Source organism: Rodentibacter genomosp. 1, assembly GCF_001999285.1.
GTDB lineage: Bacteria > Pseudomonadota > Gammaproteobacteria > Enterobacterales > Pasteurellaceae > Rodentibacter.
Window position 1 is genome coordinate 1 of record NZ_MLHN01000020.1, and the last position, 19607, is coordinate 19607.

Genomic DNA, 19607 nt, shown 5'->3' on the forward strand with positions numbered 1-19607 from the left:
CGGGAGATAAAGACGGCGATGGTCAAGCAGATGATGCAGGCAAACCGATAGTGGCGATTCAAGACGGCGGTGACGATAAAATCCAGAAAGCGGATGTTGATGCCGAAGGTAAAGCGGATGTGAAAGTGACTTTCCCGAACAACGCAGGCTACAGCGTAGGAGACAAGGTAAAAATCACAGACCAAGATGACAATATCATCTTAGAGCGTCCATTAACCCAAGAGGACTTAAATAACGGTATTACCGTGAAGGTTACCCCGGCAGCGGAAGGTGAAACGACGGTAGTGAAAGCCATCGTTACCGATCCGGCAGGAAACAGCTCACAGGAAGGTCAGGATGAGTCTGTCACGGATTTAGTGGTTCCGGGAGATACAAACGGCGATGGTCAAGCAGATGATGCAGGCAAACCGATAGTGGCGATTCAAGACGGCGGTGACGATAAAATCCAGAAAGCGGATGTTGATGCCGAAGGTAAAGCGGATGTGAAAGTGACTTTCCCGAACAACGCAGGCTACAGCGTAGGAGACAAGGTAAAAATCACAGACCAAGATGACAATATCATCTTAGAGCGTCCATTAACCCAAGAGGACTTAAATAACGGTATTACCGTGAAGGTTACCCCGGCAGCGGAAGGTGAAACGACGGTAGTGAAAGCCATCGTTACCGATCCGGCAGGAAACAGCTCACTGGAAGGTCAGGATGAGTCGATGGTAGATTTTGTACGTTCTGCACCAACAGTAATTATTGGTACAGATGTGAATAAACCTTATGGTGATGATGTAGAATACATTATTAAAGGTGAGATTTTGTCTGGAAGTGCGGTAGAAAAAGTGAGTGTTTTTGTATCTATTCCTGAAGATGCGAAAGTAGGAGATATTTTGACACTAACAGCGAATACAGAATCAGATCCGATTAGTTATACCGTTCAGGAAGGTGATGTTGGAAAAACTGTTACACAATCTGTGGTTGCTCCTGCAGATGGTAAAGAGCTTGTCGTGTCAGCAACGATTACTGCGGGATATGATGCGAATCTTGTTAGTTCTACGGGGGAAGCGAAAGCGACTCGTGATACATCAGCTAATATTGAAGTGACGATAGGTGGGCCGGATTATTTTGAAGAGCATCCGGATAGTGAGCCAAATGGTCCTTATTTCCAAATCATTGTTTCTGAGGATAAGAAAAGCATGAGTACTCCGGCTTCTTCTATTACAGATTTTGAGGAAACGCTCTATTCAGGAGAAGTGAATAAAGATGGGGACGTTCGTGTAATCTTTACATTGCCTTCTGATGCTAAAGTAGGTGATACCTTAACCTATAAGGTAGAAGCGGGGGGGACACGAGATCTTGAATTTAATGAGGATTCAATTTCTATTGGTGAATTAACGTCTCCACATACTTATGTACCTGAAGTAGTGAGTAAAGTATTAGATAGTTCTGATATTGAGTTAGGAAAAGTGGAAGTGTTTGTTCCAGCTCCGACTATACAGGGACAGACTATTGATGTGATGGCAACTTTGACGGATAAACTTGGCAACGAAGGCAAAGATGTTCAATATTCCTATAGATTCCGTAGTTCAGCAGGTGATGCTGATACAGAGCTTGCGGGTGACCCGGCAGTACTTGAATTAGGTGTCAGTGCAAATACTGAAACTGAGATTAATGGTAAAAACTTTGTCACAGCTTATGAAGGTGTTGAGGATAGTAAACTCACTTATACCGTTAATTTAAATAAGCCGGCACAGAAAGATTATAAAGTTGCGATTAAGCTTTCAGGAGATGGTATTACGGCAGATGAATATACTGTAGATGGTACAACCTCTCAGTGGTATCCAAACGGCATCAAGAAAGCAGATGGTGCAGGTGTTAATCATGAAGGTTCTACTGTTGTTGTGACGATAGCAAAAGGTGAAGTTTCAGCAAGTTTCACATTAACGCCGAAAGAAGACAGTGTGACAGAAGGTATTGAGGTTGTGAAGGCCACGGTTGAGAAATCTGTATTTGACTTTGGTGTGGCTCAAGGAAAAGTAGGTGGAAATGGTAATTTCTATACTTTGGGCGATAAGGTTGAGGCAGAAGGGGTGATTACTGAGGCAATATTACCAGGTGAAATACTTGGCGGAATAGGAGCTGATAAAGTAACAGTATCTGGTAACTTTGCTAGTACCTTTAATGGTGGTGAAGGTGATGATACCTTGATTATCACTGGTACAGGCAGAACCATTAACTTTAGCAATATTATGAATGTTGAAACCATTGATATTAGCGGTAGTGGTGCAAATACTCTAACGAATGTGAATGCTGACAATGTGAATAAATCCGCAATAGGGTCGATTTACATCAAAGGTGATGCCGATGATAAGGTAAATATTGGTTATCAAAATGTAGTAGGTTCTAATCTGAAAGATTCACTTGAAATCGGGGCAAAAACGTGGTCGAAAGGGGCTGTTATCGATAAGGACGGAGTAGGTTACGATACTTGGTCGCTTAGTGATAGTTCTGCAATGATCTACATTCAGCAAGGTATTGATGTTATCTAGTTTTACTGGGTAGCATTATAAAATGGTCAAAATCCTCCTTAATGAGAATTCGGGAGGATTTTTAAAGTGCGGTTAATTTTAATAGAGTTTTTTACAGGTGAAAGCATACTCACATACCGAACAAAGTGCCTTGAGTTTGTAAAAATTTGTAAATAAACTTGTTGAGTTGTGAATTTTTCTTTAAATTCTAACGCAAATTAGGTAGCACTGACCAATCTGTACAGGTTTTATACCTGTAATAAAATGATAAATTACGATGAAAGTGGGGCGATATCTTGCTGTTGTATACAATTCATTCCCTGTCTTTTTGATAGGGTGAGAGTTGATTTATTGAGAAATAAATATTGCAAAGATATTAGATGGATAAGCCCTGCTTATCATTGTGTTTATTTTATGTCATTTTGATTCGTGGAAGTTATGACGGATTAAAACGATAGTGTTCGTACTAAATGATAGAAATAATAGGTTCTCTGGAAATTCAAAGTTTTTTTACCGCTTGTTGAAAGGAAAAGTGTGGGGAGAAATGTAGAGTTTTGGTTTGTCGTGTACCTGTTTAAATTTAGTACATTATTTTAATTTATTTTTTAAGGAATTGTTTAATGACGATCATTTATTCAAGTGATGTGGTTGATCCAACACAAATTGCTCGAGTGACTTTAACGTTTGGAAAGAATGACATTACTCCAGGTTCTCTATTAATTATTCATCCGTATTATGGTGGAACGGGGGCTCGTAATTTAGATAATGAAGGTACGCCTATTAGTCATAGAGTGACAAGAGAAGAGTTGGGCTCCAAACTAGTATTTGGTGTGCCAGCGCCGATTCCTGGAGAGAAAATTTCAATCACTTATGATATTAAAGCTCCAACAGGTTATAACAAAGAGGGTATTTATATTGATACGATTGCCCGTGCAGATAAAGCAAAGCAACCAAGTGCGATTGTAATTGGTAATGGTGATGCTCTCTTAACTTCTGATGAAATTGATGCGGAAGGTAAAGTGGCTGTGACGGTGACATTACCTAAAGGGCTTTCAATAACAGATGAATTAGTTGTTCAAACGAATCAGGGAGAAAGTAAGGCAATACGGTTACCGAAAGAGGTACTTGATAAAGGTCAGGTTGAATTGAAGGTCGATGCACCGGAAGGTGGTGAAAATAATGAATTATTGGTATCTGCCTATATTGTGGATAGACACGGTAATAGTTCAGAGGTAAAAGATCATGTTTATCTCTTGGATGTTAGAGAGCCGGAAGCAAGCGTAGAATTAAATAACATTACTGCGGATAATATTATTAATGCTCAAGAAGCGAGAGGTAATATTACCGTTAGTGGTAAAGTGAAAGGGGATTTCAAGGAAGGCGATCAAGTTCGTATTTTCCTTGATGCGAATACCTATGCAACACGGAGTGTTGATGCAGAGGGTAATTTCTCGGCAGAGCTATCTGCTCGTTATTTCGTTAATGATGAAGATAAAACAATCAAAGCGGTACTAACTACGCATAAAAATGGTAAGGCTTTTACGTTTGAAGGTGAGAAAGTTTATACAGTTGATACTACAGTGCCAAATGCAGACAGTACACAGGTAACCTTAGATAATATCACAGCAGATAACGTGATTAATGCTCAAGAGGCACAGGGGACGGTGACGATTTCAGGTCGAGTGAGTGGTGAGTTTAACACAGGTGACCAAGTACGTATTTTCATTGATGAAAATACATTCTATACACGTTATGTAGATGAACAGGGGCGTTTCTCCGCAGATGTGCCTGCACAACAGTTAGTGAATGATGCAGATAAAACTGTTTATGCGGTTTTAACAACAACTGATTCGGCGGGTAACACGGGGATAATTCGTGCTGAAAAACAGTATGAAGTGGATACCACAGCACCAAATGCAGACAGTACACAGGTAATTTTAGACAATATCACTGCAGATAATTTGATCAATGGCGCAGAAGCAAAAGGTGCGGTGACGATTTCAGGTCGAGTGAGCGGTGAGTTTAACACAGGTGACCAGGTACGTATTTTCATTGATGAAAACACATTCTATACACGCTATGTGGATGAGCAGGGTCGTTTCTCCGCAGATGTGTCTGCACAGCAGTTAGTAAATGATGCAGATAAAACCGTTTATGCAGTTTTAACAACAACGGATTCAGCAGGTAACACAGGGACAATCCGAGCAGAAAAGCAGTATGCCGTTGATACGATGGTTGATGCTCAGGTGCATATTAATCCGATTGGTACGGTGAATAGATACGGTCACTATACTATTTCGGGTAAAGTAACAGGTGAATTTAATCCGGGCGATCAAATTCGTATTTTCTTAGATGAGAAAACTTATTACACTCGTCAGGTAGATGCTGAGGGGAAATTTAGTGCAACTGTTCCAGGTAGCCTGTTATTCAAAGACGCTGATAAGATTGTGTCTGCGGTGTTGACTACAACAGATGCCGTGGGTAATACTGCAGAAATTTCGAATGCTGTGAAATTTAATGCACCAAAGGCGACAGCTGGTTATTTCCACAGCCGAATTGATGGAACATCTCGGGCGATTGATCTTGTTGGTTTAAGTAGTAAAAGGAAAAATAATCCTTCAGAACTTACTACAGATGAAATTGGAAAATTTGTTTATAACAAACTAATTGATGCTGTCACTGTTCCAGGTAGTCAGTTAGTTAAGGACATTGATAAGATTGTTGAAGAAGGCCATTCGGTGAAGTTTACTGCACCAAAAGCGACAGCAGGCTATTTCCACAGCAGAATTGATGGTTCATCTCATGCAATTGATCTTGTTGGTTTAAGTAGTAAAGGGAAAAATAAACCTTTGGTTATTACTACAGGGGAAGTTGGAGAAATTGATGCTGTAAGTACCGTAGGTGATAATGTCATCAATATCGGTGGTAGTTTAGTTGATAGTACAATTATTGATTTAGGTAGTGGTAAAGCTGTTTTGAATACTCACCATGATGGCACAGACCGTAGCTTGGGTAATGATAATACATCGGATTTTAATCATTTACGTATTGCGGAAAATGTTGATCTGGGTGCTCAAATTTATGGTGGTAAAGGTAAGGATATCATTGAAATTGGCGGTCATTTTAACGGTAAGATGGAGCTTAGTGCGGGTGATGATCATGTAACTTACGTGCAAGGTGTTGGTAGGATCAACGGTGGTTTAGGTCATGATACTGTAAAAATTACAGGTAAAGGTGCAATACTTGAGTTGAAAAACTTTGTTGAAGTGGAAACTATTGATATTTCAGGTTCTGGCAGTAATACATTACGTATTAATTCAGATGCTGCGAGTGCTGATCGTACGACAGTGTTTGTTAAAGGCGATCGTGATGACAAAGTTGACTTTGGCAATGTAAGTCCTAACGCTGCTAACCTTAAAGAAGGGAATAAAGGTAGTTGGTATAAAGTTGGCTCTACGGTAAAAGACGGGGTTCAATATGATGGTTATGAATTTAACCACCAAGACGATACTCTTGTTTATGTTCAAGCCAATATTCAAGTTGTGTAGTGAATACTACTTTTTAATATAAAAAAATCCCCTATCTTGTATGAGATAGGGGATTAAACATTATAGATAAGGCTTGTTTTCAATTGAAAAAAAAGCAGAAAAGAGTAAGATGTGGCCTTTCGATTTTAAAAATAAATGGTGTAGATCTCCCCTTGTTTTCTATTGTATTCAATAGCTAGGAGATCTAGAGGTTCTTTGAAATCGAGTTACTTGAATGAAAAAAATCTGAAAGGAATGTTATGAAATATTTACCTTTTTCTAAATATTCATTGGCACTTACCAGTGCATTTATTTTATTTTCGCCAAATATCTTAGCGAAAACCCCATTAAACGATATATTAAAATATGCGTTTGTAGCAGATCCAACATTGGACGAAGCAAAAGCGAATATTGCTATGGCTGCAAGCCAAACAAAAGTATCTGAGGCAGGGCATTTACCTGTAGTATCCTTAACCGGGACATCGGTATTAAGCCAACAGCACCGTTATACCAGTGAACGTCGTTCGGGACCTGGTGTTGCTGCTAGGGTGAATCTTTATGCCTGGGGAGGTATTGAGGCGGAAATTGAACGTGATAAACATCGTGAAACTTACTATCAACACTCATTAACCGAAACGCAAGAAACCATGGGGTTAGAAATTTCTCAGCTTTATTTGACCGCACTTCGCGCGAAAGAAACGATTGACGTGTACAAAGAAAGTTTGCGTTGGCATGAGAAAACATTAAAGGATTTAGGCGTTATCGCAACATATGATGAAGGGCGTTATTCGGAAGTAAATGAGGCACTTTCCCGTAAGAATCAGGTTGAAACAACGATTTTGATGCAGGAGCGAGTGATGCAATCTGCATTAAATCGTTTAAGTCGATATAATCGTGGACAAGTATTAACTGAGAAAGAGTTGGTGGATCCCTTTAATAATATTGATGTTAAAACTTTTATTAGCCGATATAAAAATTCTGATATCACACAAAACCCAAGTTATTTAGCACAGCAAGCAGAGTTTAATAGCTCAAAAGCAGCAGTGAAGGCGGCAAAAGCAAGACGTTTACCTGCAATCAATTTAGAAAGTACGGCGAATCGACATGAGCACGAGGTTTATCTGAATATGTCATGGGATATTTATAATCCGGCAACAAAATATGAAGAGCAACAACGTTATTATTCTCAAAAGGCGGCAGAGGCTAAATTACGTGAAATTGAACTTTCTGTGCAAGAAAAATCGTTAACTTCTGAGACAGATATGGTTAGAAACCAAAGACTGGCAGAGGTTGCACGGAAGCAAATAGTATTACAACGTAAAGTCGTTGAAGATAATCAACTTCAATTTGATGTTGCGGCAAAGAGTTTGATGGATCTTTTGAACTCATATCAAGAACTTTCACGTGTACAGCTTGATGAGGTGACTGCGCGTAATGATTTTCGTGACGCAGCATTAGCCTATTTGGCTTCTCAAGCTCGTATAGCAAATTGGGTTGGGGCAGAAAAATCGCCCACAAAATTTTAAATAGAAATAACAAAAGAAATACGTGAGTTGTATGAAATCAATTATTGAACATTTGGCGTTAGTGACTCAGTTACATGGTACGCCTATTGCACAGGAAGCATTAACCGCACAAGTTATGAGAGATCAGCGGTTGGATGTAAATTTTTCTTCTTTAAGAGAAGTATTAAAAACCTACGGTTTTGAAAATTCTATTTCAAAACGTGCTTTAACCGATATTCCAAGTCTTGCAACTCCGGTTGTTGCGATTTTGAAAGATGAAGAAGCTTTGGTGATTAGCAAAATTGAGGGAACAGGGGTAAACCGTCGTTTTCATATTCGTCAAACCGATAATGTAGAACGAGTATTAGATTATAATGATCTCAAAGATATTTATTTAGGGTATTGTTGGTTTATTAAGCCAAAGGTTACATCTGATATTCGTTCTGAATTACCGGAGTATCACTTACCAAAGGCTTGGTTTTGGAAAGTGATTTGGCGTTTTAAAGCCTATTATGGACAGGTCATTTTAGCTACCTTTATTATCAACTTCTTGGCACTGGTCAGCTCATTGTATGTGATGAATGTATATGATCGTGTCATTCCAAATAAAACGTATGAGACCTTGTGGGCATTGAGTATCGGGGTTGTATTAGCGATTAGTTTTGAGTTTGCAGCCAAAATGATTCGTGGACATTTAACCGATATTGCCGGTAAAAAAGCGGATTTGATTATTAGCTCCGCTTTATTCCGGCGAGTAATGGCATTGAGGCTCATTGATAAACCTGCTTCTTCAGGCTCTTATGCTAATAACCTACGTGATTTTGAGTCCGTACGTGAATTTATGACCAGTGCGAGTTTACTTGTGTTGGTAGATTTGCCTTTCCTCTTTTTATTCGTCTTTGTTATTTATTTAATTGGTGGGAAATTAGCACTTGTTCCACTCATTATTATTCCAACTGTAATTTTAGTGGGAATTGCGGTACAACCTAAATTGGCGGCAAGAATTAATGAATCGATGCGTGAATCGTCACAACGTCAAGGTTTAATCGTTGAAGCATTAGACGGTATTGAAACATTAAAAGCTAATAATGCTACGAATTGGGCGCAACAACGCTGGGATATGTACACTGCAAAAACCTCGGCTTCACAGATTAAAGTTAAGGATTTAAGTAACTTTGTGGTGAATTTTTCTGTCGGATTACAGCAATTAAATACTGTATTCTTAGTGCTTTTAGGTACCTATTTAATTCATAGTGAAGACGAAGCAAGCCGTATTACGATGGGGGCATTAATTGCCTCGGTGATTTTATCTGGACGAGCATTAGCCCCTCTTGCTCAAATTGCAGGATTAGCAACCCGTTTCCAACAAGCTCGCTTAGCATTAAAAGGGGTGGATGAAATTGTGAACCGTCCAATCGAAAGAGTCGCTGATCGTAAGTACATTACCTTAAAACAAACTCAAGGCAAAATTAGCTTTAATAATGTGAACTTCCAATATAATAAGGAAAGCCCGAATGCCTTATCACAGCTATCGGTTACCATTAATCCGGGTGAAAAAGTCGCTATTTTAGGGCGTGTTGGGAGTGGGAAAAGTACGCTACTTAAATTAGCAGCCGGTTTATATGAGCCTCGTGGAGGTAATGTTACTTTAGATAATGTGGACTTACGTCAAATTGACCCAAATTATCTTCGTAATCAAGTCGCATTGTTCGGGCAATCACCACGTCTTTTCCTCGGTTCATTACGTGAAAACTTGGATATTGCCAGAGCGGATAATTTTGCAGGTGATGTTGAATTGGTTAATGCATTACATCGTTTTGGTCTAGAACATTTGGTGAATAGTCACCCAAGAGGATTGGATATGCCGTTGGGGGAAAATGGGCAAGGCTTATCCGGAGGTCAAAAACAATTGGTGGCGCTTGCTCGTTTAACCATAAAAGATCCACGGGTTGTGTTATTAGATGAACCCACTAGTGATCTTGACCAAGGAACGGAAGAAATGGTTCTACAAGCACTTGCCCGCTGGATGGGAAATCGCACCATGATTATGGTGACCCATCGTCCTCAAGTATTGAAGTTAGTGAATCGTATTATTGTGATGGATAACGGAAAAGTTGCGATTGATGGGCCAAGAGATGCGGTTTTAGAGCATTTAAGAAAAAATGAACAAAAACAAGCGCCTCAAGGACAAGAATCTCAGACACAACAAAAGCCAGCCGCTAATACGACTGAAGGAGCAGAATAGTGAGTGAAAAAATAAAACAATCAGATTTAGCATTAATTAATGATTTGAATGCAGCGTTACAGGTTGAAAAACACAGAGGTATTTTTTCGGTCATCATTCTCTTTTTTATTTTCCTCGTCACTTTTGTGATATGGGCATATTTTAGTCCCCTTGAAGAAGTCACTCGTGGACAAGGTAGTGTGATTCCAAGTAGCCGTGAGCAAATAGTGCAGAGCTTGGATCCCGGGATTATTCAAGATATGAAGGTTAAAGAGGGGGACGTGGTTGAAAAAGGGCAAGTGTTACTTACTCTTGATGATACCCGTAGTTCTGCGATTTTACGTGAAAGTGAAGCAAAAGTGCAAAACTTGCGGGCAGTTGTTGCTCGCTTACAAGCGGAATCTGCCGGTAAGCCATTAGTATTTGCCGATGATATTCCTGGGGATGTTATCTCAAGAGAAACAGCAGCCTATAATGCTCGCCGTAAAGCAATGCTTGATGCCGTGAATGGTTTGACACAAAGTAAAGCACTTTTAGATAAAGAAATTGCAATTACTCAGCCAATGGTAAAAAAAGGGGTAGTATCACAAGTCGAATTGCTCAGAATGCAGAGACAGTCTTCAGACTTTGCTCAACAAATTGCAGAGCGTCGAAATCGTTATTCGGCAGATGCTAATAATGAATTGGTGCAAGCAGAGTCTGAGCTTGCCCAAGCCAGAGAAAATATGGCAATGCGTGCCGATCCGGTAGAACGTTCACAAATTAAAGCGCCTTTACGTGGTGTTGTAAAAAATATCCGTATTAATACCGTGGGTGGGGTGGTGCAGGCTGGACAAGATATTCTTGAAATTGTACCGTTAGATGACACTTTGCTTGTACAAGCCTATATTAGCCCGAAAGATGTAGCATTCATTCGACCTGGGCAACCTGCTTTAGTAAAAATCAGTGCTTACGATTATTCTATTTATGGTGGTCTTGAAGGGAAAGTGACCTTAATAAGTCCGGATACATTACAAGATGAACGTCGTCGTAGTGAGTTAAATTTAAATGCCGATCAAGCTTATTATCGAATTTTGATTGAAACTCAAGGGACATCAATCACTGATAGCAAGGGGCAAAAACTGGATATTACGCCGGGGATGACAGCAACAGTAGATATTAAAACCGGTGAAAAAACGGTTTTCCAATATCTCATCAAGCCAATTACACGTATGAAACAGGCATTGCAAGAACGTTAGTCTATAGAGTAAAAAGTGTTGAACGTGGGTTTAACGCTTTTTATTTTGAAATAAAAAAGTGCGGTGAATTTTCACCGCACTTTTTTGCTTTATTCAGTCGCTTCTTTTAAAGAAACTTCAGGATCGGGTTGACCGGTGATGCGATTACGTAAATCACGACGAATAATTTCAATTGTCCAGAACCAGAAAATATGACCGACTAATTCGGAAATATGTTCATAGAGTGGCCATTCTGAAACCGGTGGCGTTAAACCTAATGCCGGGAAGGTGATGTAGTGTACACAGATGTTTGCGATAATACCTGCACCGATACCTTGCCAGAATTTGATTTTAGGGAAACGTTCTGCCACTAAGCAGTAACCAATAGCGAAGACCAATGAGAAGGCGATGTGTGTTACACCAATCCAGTTAAAGGCATGATCAGCAAAAGTAAATGCTGCTTCTGTAGGGTCGATACCTAGATAGTCACGTAAGAAAACGTGTGGTGGGTTTAGAAATGCACGTGAACAAACCTGTAATACTTGATCTTGGGTCAATCCCGTGATGTCCACCTTACAAGCTGCAGCGAAGAAATCAATTGGACTACGTGGTGGGAAAGGATGCTCCGCCCCCCATTTTACGAATGCAGAAATAATCCCTGCGATGATACCGACAAAAATCGCCACACCATAACGGCGACGATTTGGCGGAGTTTGAGTAAAAATACCTGACATATTTTGCTCCGAAAGTGTTGGAAAGATTAACCGCACTTTTTATATCGTCAAAGTACGGTACGAAATTTCACCCTTAGTGCGATGATTCATTTGTCTTTTGGAAAAGTGAATGAGCGACAGCTTTAAGGCGAAACAGGTGGCAGATTTTTCATCAATTTATTTATTCCGTCAAGGTTTTATTTGCCTGTTACGCCCAAAAAAAGAGCGGTCGTTATTTATAAAATAACGACCGCAGCTTTATAAAAGCCTGCTAAAATTATAATTTTTCAGCAAGCATTGTTTCCAATTTTTCTTGGTCAATGGCAAATTTACGAATACCTTCAGCCAATTTTTCGACTGCCATGGCATCACTGTTGTGCTGCCAGTAGAATTCCGCTTCAGTTAACGGTTGAGGTTTGGCTTTCACTTCACCTTTATATTCAAGTTTACGCACAAGTGCGGTTGAATTTTCTTGTAATTCTTTGAGTAGCGGTGGTGCAATTGTTAAGCGATCACAACCGGCTAATTCAGTGATTTCCCCCACATTGCGGAAGCTTGCTCCCATTACTACGGTATTGTAACCATACTCTTTGTAATAATTGTAAATTTTGGTCACAGAAATCACGCCTGGATCTTCAGCAGGGGCATAGTCTTTCTTGTCACTGTTTGCTTTGTACCAGTCTAAGATACGACCTACGAATGGCGAAATTAAATACACGCCGGCTTCCGCACAGGCACGCGCTTGTGCTTCAGAGAATAATAAGGTGAGGTTACAGTTAATGCCTTCTTTTTCAAGAATTTCTGCCGCACGGATACCCTGCCATGTTGAAGCGATTTTAATCAAAATACGATCATTTGAAATACCGGCAGCATTGTAAAGGGCGATCAGTTTACGGGCTTTTTCAACGGTAGCTTGCGTATTGTAAGAAAGGCGGGCATCGACCTCGGTAGAGATACGTCCCGGGACGATTTTTAAAATCTCTAAACCAATGTTTACTGCTAATTTATCTTCCGCATCAATCAATTGCTGTGCTTTGTCGCTACTTTGTGCTTTGGCATAGCTTATGGCTTCATCAATAAGAGGGGCATATTGTGGCAGTGCTGAGGCACTTAAAATTAAAGAGGGGTTAGTTGTCGCATCTTGAGGTTGGTATTTTTTGATGGCTTCAATATCGCCGGTATCTGCAACCACAACGGTCATGCTACGAAGTGAATCTAACTGAGTTGTCATTTGTCTTCTCCTTACTCGTTAATTTGATTGTATTACGATAGCATAATTTGAATTTGAAGTGAAAGCGAGAAATGCAATATATTCAATTGTTTTTTAAAGAAAAATTAGAGTTTTCTATTTTTTATTGAAACTGTGATCGATGTCACATTTTTATGAAAATAAAACCTTTACAAATTTTAATATTTAAGATAGATCAATTAGACCAAGGAAGATTTCAATATAATTAACCCTAAGAAAGGAGTGTCTATGCAACATCACTTACTCAGTAAATTTATCTTGTCCTCTCTCACTTTAGTGATCTCAGGTAGCCTTTATGCCGCTCAAGTTCCTGTGGGAACAGAGCTTGCACCGGTACAAAATATCGTGATTAATAATGGCTCGGAACCGCAAAGTTTCGATCCGCATAAAACGGAAGGCGTACCGGAATCACAAATAGCCTATCAGCTTTTTGAAGGCTTAGTCAGTACTGATCCAAATGGTGAATTCATTCCGGGCGTTGCCGAAAGCTGGGAAAGCTCGCCGGATTATAAAACTTGGACATTCCATCTCCGCAAAGATGCAAAATGGTCAAATGGTGAGCCAATTACAGCTCAAGATTTTGTGTATTCTTGGCGCCGTTTAGTTAATCCGAACACGGCTTCACCTTATGCCAGCTTTTTAGACTATATGCAGGTGGTGAATGCGCAAGATATTATTGACGGCAAGAAAAAACCGGAAGAATTAGGCGTTGAAGCCAAAGACGATTACACCTTTGTGGTTTATTCCTCTAACCCTGTGCCTTATGCCGCCGGCTTAACGACCCACCAATCCTTATTACCCGTACCGCAAAAAATCATTGAAAAATTTGGTGATGCTTGGGTGAAAAAAGAAAATATTGTGAGCAATGGGGCTTACAAACTAAAAAATCACGTTATCAATGAAAAAATTGAATTTGAACGCAACCCGCTTTATTGGAATGATAAAGAAACGGTAATTAATACGGCGACTTTCCTAGCAATTGAAAATCCAAGTACCGATGTCTCTCGTTATCGTGCCGGCGATTTAGATATTACCAACTACGCACTTCCACCTGAGCAATTCGCCAAGTTGAAGAAAGAATTGCCGGATCAGGTATTTACTGCCCGCACTTTGGCCACTTATATGTATGAAATCAACAATCAGAAAGCACCTTTTAATGATAAACGGGTACGTCAAGCCTTAAACTATGCCCTTGATCGTAGCGTGATTACAGATAAAGTCATGGCGCAAGGTCAGACCCCGACCTACGTTTTCACACCAACTTATATCGCAGAGGGAGAACTTATTCAGCAACCGTCTTATTCCCAAGAACCAATGGCAAAACGTAATGAAGAGGCGATTAAGTTATTGGAAGAAGCCGGTTTCAGTAAATCTAACCCGTTGAAATTCACCATTCTTTACAACACCAATGAAAATCACAAAAAAGTGGCGATTGCCGCCGCCTCTATGTGGAAAGCCAATACCAAAGGCTTAATTGATGTGAAATTAGAAAACCAAGAATGGAAAACCTATATTGATAGCCGTCGTGCCGGTCGTTATGATGTCGCTCGTGCCGGTTGGAGTGCGGATTATAACCAAGCGACAACCTTTGGTAACTATTTCTTATCGACCTCCAGCAACAATACGGCAAAATACGCCAATGCGGAATATGATAAAGCAATGGCGGAATCTTATTTAGCCGGCGATGCGAAAGGACGTGCGCAAGCCTATGCCAAAGCAGAAGCGATTTTGGCGAAAGATTTCGCTATCGTGCCGGTTTATAATTATGTTAACCCACGCTTAGTAAAACCTTATGTGGGTGGCTATACCGGTAAAGATCCGCAAGACCATATTTTCTTGCGCAATCTTTATATCATTAAGCATTAAGAAAAAAGTGCGGTTGGAAAAACACCTGTTTTTTTGACCGCACTTTTATTTTCATCAAATTCTTGCCTCATAAACAGAGAAAGAAAATATCTCAGTCATATTTTAGGGGGGAGTAACCATGTTCAAATTTATTCTTAAACGTGTGTTAGAAGCGATTCCCACATTGTTTATTTTAATTACGTTTTCTTTTTTCCTCATGCGTTTGGCGCCGGGCAGCCCTTTCACTTCCGAACGTGCCTATCCGCCTGAAGTGATGGCAAATATTGAAGCAAAATATCATTTGAACGAACCGCTGCATAAACAATACTTTCTTTATTTAGAAAATCTCTCCAAGGGTGATTTTGGCCCTTCGTTTAAATATAAAGATCAATCTGTGAACGATTTAATCGGCGCGGCATTTCCAGTCTCTCTCAAACTCGGCAGCATTGCTTTTTTGTTTGCCCTCACGCTGGGTATTTCTGTCGGCACAATCGCCGCATTAAAACAAAACAGTCGGTGGGATTACATTTTGATGAGTATGTCGATGACAGGGGTTATTATGCCCAGTTTTGTCTTCGCCCCGCTACTTGTATTGTTTTTTGCCATTTGGCTTGGTTGGTTGCCGGCCGGTGGTTGGAATGAAGGCGCCTTGCCTTATTTAATTTTACCGGTTGCCTCACTCACAATTGCCTATGTGGCGGGAATTTCTCGAATTATGCGGGGTTCAATGATTGAAGTGCTTCATTCCAATTTTATTCGCACCGCCAAAGCCAAAGGGCTTTCTACCCATCGAATTATTTTAAAACACGCACTGCGCCCCGCACTTTTACCTGTTATCACTTATCTTGGCCCCGCATTTGTGGGCATTATCACAGGTTCAATGGTGATCGAAAGCGTGTTCGGTTTACCTGGCATGGGTAAATTATTTGTGAATGGCGCACTAAACCGTGATTATTCTTTAGTATTGAGTTTAACCATTCTGGTTGGCACGCTCACTATTTTGTTTAATATGATTGTCGATATTTTATATGCCGTCATTGACCCAAAAATTCGTTATTAGGAGTGTGTAATGAGCCAACCTATTAATCAAAAAAATACCGAATTTGTGGAACAACTTGCAGAACGTATGGATGAAATGCAACTTGAAGGGCGTAGCCTCTGGCAAGATGCGAAACGCCGTTTTTTCCGCAATAAAGCCGCCGTAGCCAGTTTAATTTTATTGGCATTTATCCTGTTATTTATCACTTTTGCGCCCCTATTTTTCCCCTTTGCCTATGAAGATACAGATTGGAATATGATGGGCGTTGCGCCTACTACGGAGGGATTGCATTTCTTCGGCACGGATTCATCCGGTCGCGATCTTCTAGTTCGGGTTGCCATTGGCGGGCGGATTTCCCTGATGGTGGGGATTGCCGGTGCGTTAATTTCGGTGATGATCGGAACAATTTATGGCGCGATTTCCGGCTACTTTGGCGGCAAAATTGATATGGTAATGATGCGCTTCTTAGAAATTCTCAGCTCATTCCCTTTTATGTTTTTTGTGATTTTGCTGGTCACTCTTTTCGGACAGAATATTCTATTGATCTTCATTGCCATCGGTGCGATTGCCTGGCTGGGTTTGGCTCGAATTGTACGCGGTCAAACCCTTAGTCTTAAAAACAAAGAATTTGTTGAAGCCGCCATTGTATGCGGTGTGCCACGCCGTCAAATAATCCTCAAACATATCATTCCCAATGTATTAGGTTTAGTGGCGGTTTACGCCTCTTTGGAAGTACCGGGATTAATTCTATTTGAGTCTTTCTTGAGTTTTTTAGGTTTGGGAACACAAGAACCAATGAGCAGTTGGGGGGCATTATTAAGTGATGGCGCGGCACAAATGGAAGTCGCCCCTTGGCTTTTAATCTTCCCTGCCTTCTTCCTCTGTTTAACACTATTTTGTTTTAACTTTATCGGCGATGGCTTGCGTGATGCCCTTGACCCGAAAGATCGCTAGGAGAGGTTTATGGAAAAACAATACAAAAATCAACCGCACTTATTGGCTGTGCAAAACCTCTATGTCAATTTTCATACGCCTGACGGTATTGTTACGGCGGTGAATGATCTCAATTTCACCTTAGATGCCGGACAAACCCTCGGCATTGTGGGGGAATCCGGTTCCGGTAAATCCCAAACTGCCTTTGCCTTAATGGGCTTGCTTGCAGCAAACGGGAAAGTTTCCGGTTCAGCCTTATTTAACGGCACACAACTGGTCAATTTACCGACGGCACAACTTAATAAAATCCGAGCAGAACAAATTGCGATGATTTTCCAAGATCCCATGACATCCTTGAATCCCTATATGAAGATAGGCGAACAATTAATGGAAGTCCTGATGTTGCACAAAGGTTACGACAAACAAACGGCATTCAATGAATCGGTAAGCATGTTGGACGCAGTGAAAATGCCGGAAGCCAAAAAACGTATGGGGATGTATCCGCACGAATTTTCCGGCGGTATGCGCCAACGTGTGATGATTGCTATGGCATTACTTTGCCGCCCCCAATTACTGATCGCCGATGAACCAACCACCGCACTGGATGTGACGGTACAGGCACAAATTATGACCTTATTAAATGAACTCAAACGGGAATTTAACACGGCGATTATTATGATCACGCATGATCTTGGTGTGGTCGCGGGGATTTGCGATCAAGTACTCGTGATGTATGCCGGTCGGACAATGGAATACGGCACGGCGGAACAAATTTTCTATCACCCGACCCATCCTTATTCCCTCGGGCTGATGGAAGCGATTCCTCGTCTTGACGGTAAAAATGAAACGCTCGTCACGATTCGGGGAAATCCGCCAAATTTGTTACATTTACCGACAGGCTGTCCGTTTTCACCCCGTTGTCATTATGCCGGAGAGCAATGCAAAACTGCACCAAAACTCACCGCACTTTCCCAAGGGCGTTTACGGAATTGCTGGATTCCGCCGGAACAATTTGAAGGACAACACTTATGATTAAAGAGAAAAATCTGTTATTAGAGGTCAAAAATCTGGGCGTATCCTTCAAGATTAAAAATGATAAAGCCCTCTTTTTTGCCAAATCACAAACCTTAAAGGCGGTGAAAAATGTGTCTTTTCAACTTTATGCCGGCGAAACCTTAGGTGTTGTAGGCGAATCGGGCTGTGGAAAATCCACCCTCGCCCGTGCCATTATTGGCTTAGTGGAATCAAACGAAGGCGAAATTGTTTGGTTGGGCAAAGATTTACGTAAACAATCGCCCAAACAATGGCGTGATACACGTAAAGATATCCAAATGATTTTTCAAGATCCCCTTGCTTCCCTCAATCCTCGAATGAATATTGGTGAAATTATTGCGGAGCCGCTCAAAATTTATCAACCTCATTTGAACGCAGAGCAAGTAAAAGAAAAAGTGCAAGCGATGATGTTAAAAGTGGGATTATTGCCAAATTTGATTAACCGCTATCCGCACGAATTTTCAGGGGGACAATGTCAGCGTATTGGTATTGCCCGTGCATTAATTATTGAACCGAAAATGATTATTTGTGATGAGCCGGTTTCCGCACTGGATGTGTCCATTCAGGCCCAAGTAGTAAATTTGTTGAAATCATTACAAGAAGAAATGGGGCTGTCGCTGATTTTTATTGCCCATGATCTTGCAGTGGTAAAACATATTTCCGACCGTGTACTGGTGATGTATTTAGGCAATGCCATGGAATTGGGGAGTGACGATGAAGTATATAACCATACCAAACACCCCTATACTAAAGCGTTAATGTCCACCGTACCGATTCCCGATCCCAAATTGGAACGAAACAAAAATATTCAGCTGTTAGAAGGCGATCTTCCTTCGCCGATTAACCCGCCTTCAGGTTGTGTCTTCCGCACAAGATGTCCGTTGGCAGATGAACGTTGTAGTACACAAAAACCGGCATTTAATACTGATAACGGCACTCATTTTGTGGCATGTTTGAAGGTGTAGGGGGGGAATAAAAAGGGAGAGGCAATCCCCTTATTTTGTTTTTTGGCTATGTTCAATATGAATAGTGTTGAATATAATTCCCCACTTTTTTATGTTTATTAAGATTTAAGGGCTGACGTAGATTAGCTAGTATGTTAATCTACAAAAATGAAGATAACTCATTGTAAATTAAAGAAATCTATACAGAAAAAGCGCCTTGAGTTTTTTGTATTAGAAGTAACAGCTCGCTCAGTAGCAGATTTACTCGGTATTCAGCCTAATTCAGCAATCCTGTTTTACCGCAAAATCTGTGAGGTCATCAGCTATTATTTAGCCCTTGAAGTGGATGAAGTATTTGACGGACAAATTGAGTTAGATGAAAGCTATTTTGGTGGACATCGTAAAGGAAAACGAGGTCGTGGGGCGGCAGGAAAAGTGGCTATTTTGGGGATATTGAAACGGCAAGGTAAAGTGTTTACTGTGGTCGTCAATGGATACAAAGACAACAACGCTCAGCCTGTTATAGCAAGGAAAATCAAGCCTGATAGCTGGGTTTATACCGATACTTATCGTAGTTATAATGCCCTTGATGTAAGCGAATTTCACCACGAACGGATTAACCATTCAGAGTTGTTTGCGGTGAAACAAAACCATATTAATGGAATTGAAAATTTTTGGAGTCAAGCTAAGCGGATACTTCGAAAATATAATGGAATAGACCGAAAAAGTTTTCCTTTATTCTTGAAGGAATGTGAATTTCGGTTTAACTTTGGTACACCAAAAGAGCAGTTAAAAACATTGCGAAAATGGTGTGAAATTTCGGGCTAATCTGCGTCAGCCCC

General features: G+C 40.6%; 13 protein-coding genes. 11 read left to right on the top strand and 2 right to left on the bottom strand.

Annotated features, from left to right (window positions below):
* The 5 genes from BKK54_RS11770 to BKK54_RS10090 form a co-directional block, all read left to right on the top strand.
* The coding region (locus tag BKK54_RS11770) for a hypothetical protein (RefSeq protein WP_158074628.1) at nt 1–2537 on the top strand (2537 nt) is incomplete at its 5' end.
* A gap of 599 nt (nt 2538–3136) precedes the next feature.
* Nucleotides 3137–6064: an Ig-like domain-containing protein gene (locus BKK54_RS10075; protein WP_077542949.1), complete on the top strand. Its 2928-nt coding sequence runs from the start codon at nt 3137–3139 to the stop codon at nt 6062–6064.
* A 239-nt stretch (nt 6065–6303) separates the two neighbouring features.
* The gene (locus tag BKK54_RS10080) at nt 6304–7569 is read left to right on the top strand and encodes a TolC family protein (protein ID WP_077542950.1); all 1266 of its coding nucleotides are present in this window, start codon (nt 6304–6306) and stop codon (nt 7567–7569) included.
* 31 nt (nt 7570–7600) lie between these two features.
* On the top strand, nt 7601–9793 hold the full coding sequence (locus tag BKK54_RS10085) for a type I secretion system permease/ATPase (RefSeq protein WP_077542951.1): 2193 nt from the start codon (nt 7601–7603) through the stop codon (nt 9791–9793).
* Nucleotides 9793–11010, top strand: coding sequence for an HlyD family type I secretion periplasmic adaptor subunit (locus BKK54_RS10090; protein WP_208605821.1), 1218 nt, complete (start codon nt 9793–9795; stop codon nt 11008–11010). The genes BKK54_RS10085 and BKK54_RS10090 overlap by 1 nt, the downstream gene beginning before the upstream one ends.
* An 89-nt stretch (nt 11011–11099) precedes the next feature.
* On the opposite strand, the gene BKK54_RS10095 is transcribed toward BKK54_RS10090, so the two are convergent.
* Both BKK54_RS10095 and tal read right to left on the bottom strand, forming a co-directional pair.
* The gene (locus BKK54_RS10095; RefSeq protein WP_077542953.1) at nt 11100–11723 is read right to left on the bottom strand and encodes a YagU family protein; all 624 of its coding nucleotides are present in this window, start codon (nt 11721–11723) and stop codon (nt 11100–11102) included.
* Nucleotides 11724–11979: 256 nt separating this feature from the next.
* Nucleotides 11980–12933, bottom strand: a complete 954-nt coding sequence (gene tal / locus BKK54_RS10100) for a transaldolase (protein ID WP_077542954.1) — start codon at nt 12931–12933, stop codon at nt 11980–11982.
* 246 nt (nt 12934–13179) lie between these two features.
* Between tal and BKK54_RS10105 the strand changes: the two genes are divergently transcribed.
* The 6 genes from BKK54_RS10105 to BKK54_RS10130 all read left to right on the top strand — a co-directional run bounded on the left by BKK54_RS10105 (nt 13180) and on the right by BKK54_RS10130 (nt 19593).
* Nucleotides 13180–14817 (top strand): ABC transporter substrate-binding protein, encoded by a 1638-nt coding sequence (locus tag BKK54_RS10105; RefSeq protein WP_077542955.1) that lies wholly within the window; start codon nt 13180–13182, stop codon nt 14815–14817.
* A 118-nt stretch (nt 14818–14935) separates the two neighbouring features.
* A complete protein-coding gene (gene oppB / locus BKK54_RS10110; protein ID WP_077542956.1) occupies nt 14936–15856 on the top strand; it encodes an oligopeptide ABC transporter permease OppB in 921 nt (306 codons plus the stop codon).
* 9 nt (nt 15857–15865) lie between these two features.
* Complete coding sequence (gene oppC / locus BKK54_RS10115; protein ID WP_077542957.1) at nt 15866–16789, top strand: oligopeptide ABC transporter permease OppC; 924 nt, start codon at nt 15866–15868, stop codon at nt 16787–16789.
* Between the two features lie 9 nt (nt 16790–16798).
* Nucleotides 16799–17800, top strand: a complete 1002-nt coding sequence (locus BKK54_RS10120) for an ABC transporter ATP-binding protein (RefSeq protein ID WP_077542958.1) — start codon at nt 16799–16801, stop codon at nt 17798–17800.
* Nucleotides 17797–18786 carry a murein tripeptide/oligopeptide ABC transporter ATP binding protein OppF gene (gene oppF, locus BKK54_RS10125; RefSeq protein WP_077542959.1) on the top strand — a complete coding sequence of 330 codons (990 nt, stop codon included), beginning with the start codon at nt 17797–17799 and terminating at the stop codon, nt 18784–18786. The genes BKK54_RS10120 and oppF overlap by 4 nt, the downstream gene beginning before the upstream one ends.
* 147 nt (nt 18787–18933) lie before the next feature.
* A complete protein-coding gene (locus tag BKK54_RS10130) occupies nt 18934–19593 on the top strand; it encodes an IS1595 family transposase (protein ID WP_077542960.1) in 660 nt (219 codons plus the stop codon).
* Nucleotides 19594–19607 lie beyond the last annotated feature (14 nt).

Coding starts and splice junctions, on each gene's coding strand:
- BKK54_RS10130 (WP_077542960.1), top strand. CDS start 18,934: ATGAAGATAACTCATTGTAAATTAAAGAAATCTATACAGAAAAAGCGC.
- oppB (WP_077542956.1), top strand. CDS start 14,936: ATGTTCAAATTTATTCTTAAACGTGTGTTAGAAGCGATTCCCACATTG.
- BKK54_RS10080 (WP_077542950.1), top strand. CDS start 6,304: ATGAAATATTTACCTTTTTCTAAATATTCATTGGCACTTACCAGTGCA.
- BKK54_RS10105 (WP_077542955.1), top strand. CDS start 13,180: ATGCAACATCACTTACTCAGTAAATTTATCTTGTCCTCTCTCACTTTA.
- oppF (WP_077542959.1), top strand. CDS start 17,797: ATGATTAAAGAGAAAAATCTGTTATTAGAGGTCAAAAATCTGGGCGTA.
- BKK54_RS10120 (WP_077542958.1), top strand. CDS start 16,799: ATGGAAAAACAATACAAAAATCAACCGCACTTATTGGCTGTGCAAAAC.
- BKK54_RS10075 (WP_077542949.1), top strand. CDS start 3,137: ATGACGATCATTTATTCAAGTGATGTGGTTGATCCAACACAAATTGCT.
- tal (WP_077542954.1), bottom strand. CDS start 12,933: ATGACAACTCAGTTAGATTCACTTCGTAGCATGACCGTTGTGGTTGCA.
- BKK54_RS10085 (WP_077542951.1), top strand. CDS start 7,601: ATGAAATCAATTATTGAACATTTGGCGTTAGTGACTCAGTTACATGGT.
- oppC (WP_077542957.1), top strand. CDS start 15,866: ATGAGCCAACCTATTAATCAAAAAAATACCGAATTTGTGGAACAACTT.
- BKK54_RS10095 (WP_077542953.1), bottom strand. CDS start 11,723: ATGTCAGGTATTTTTACTCAAACTCCGCCAAATCGTCGCCGTTATGGT.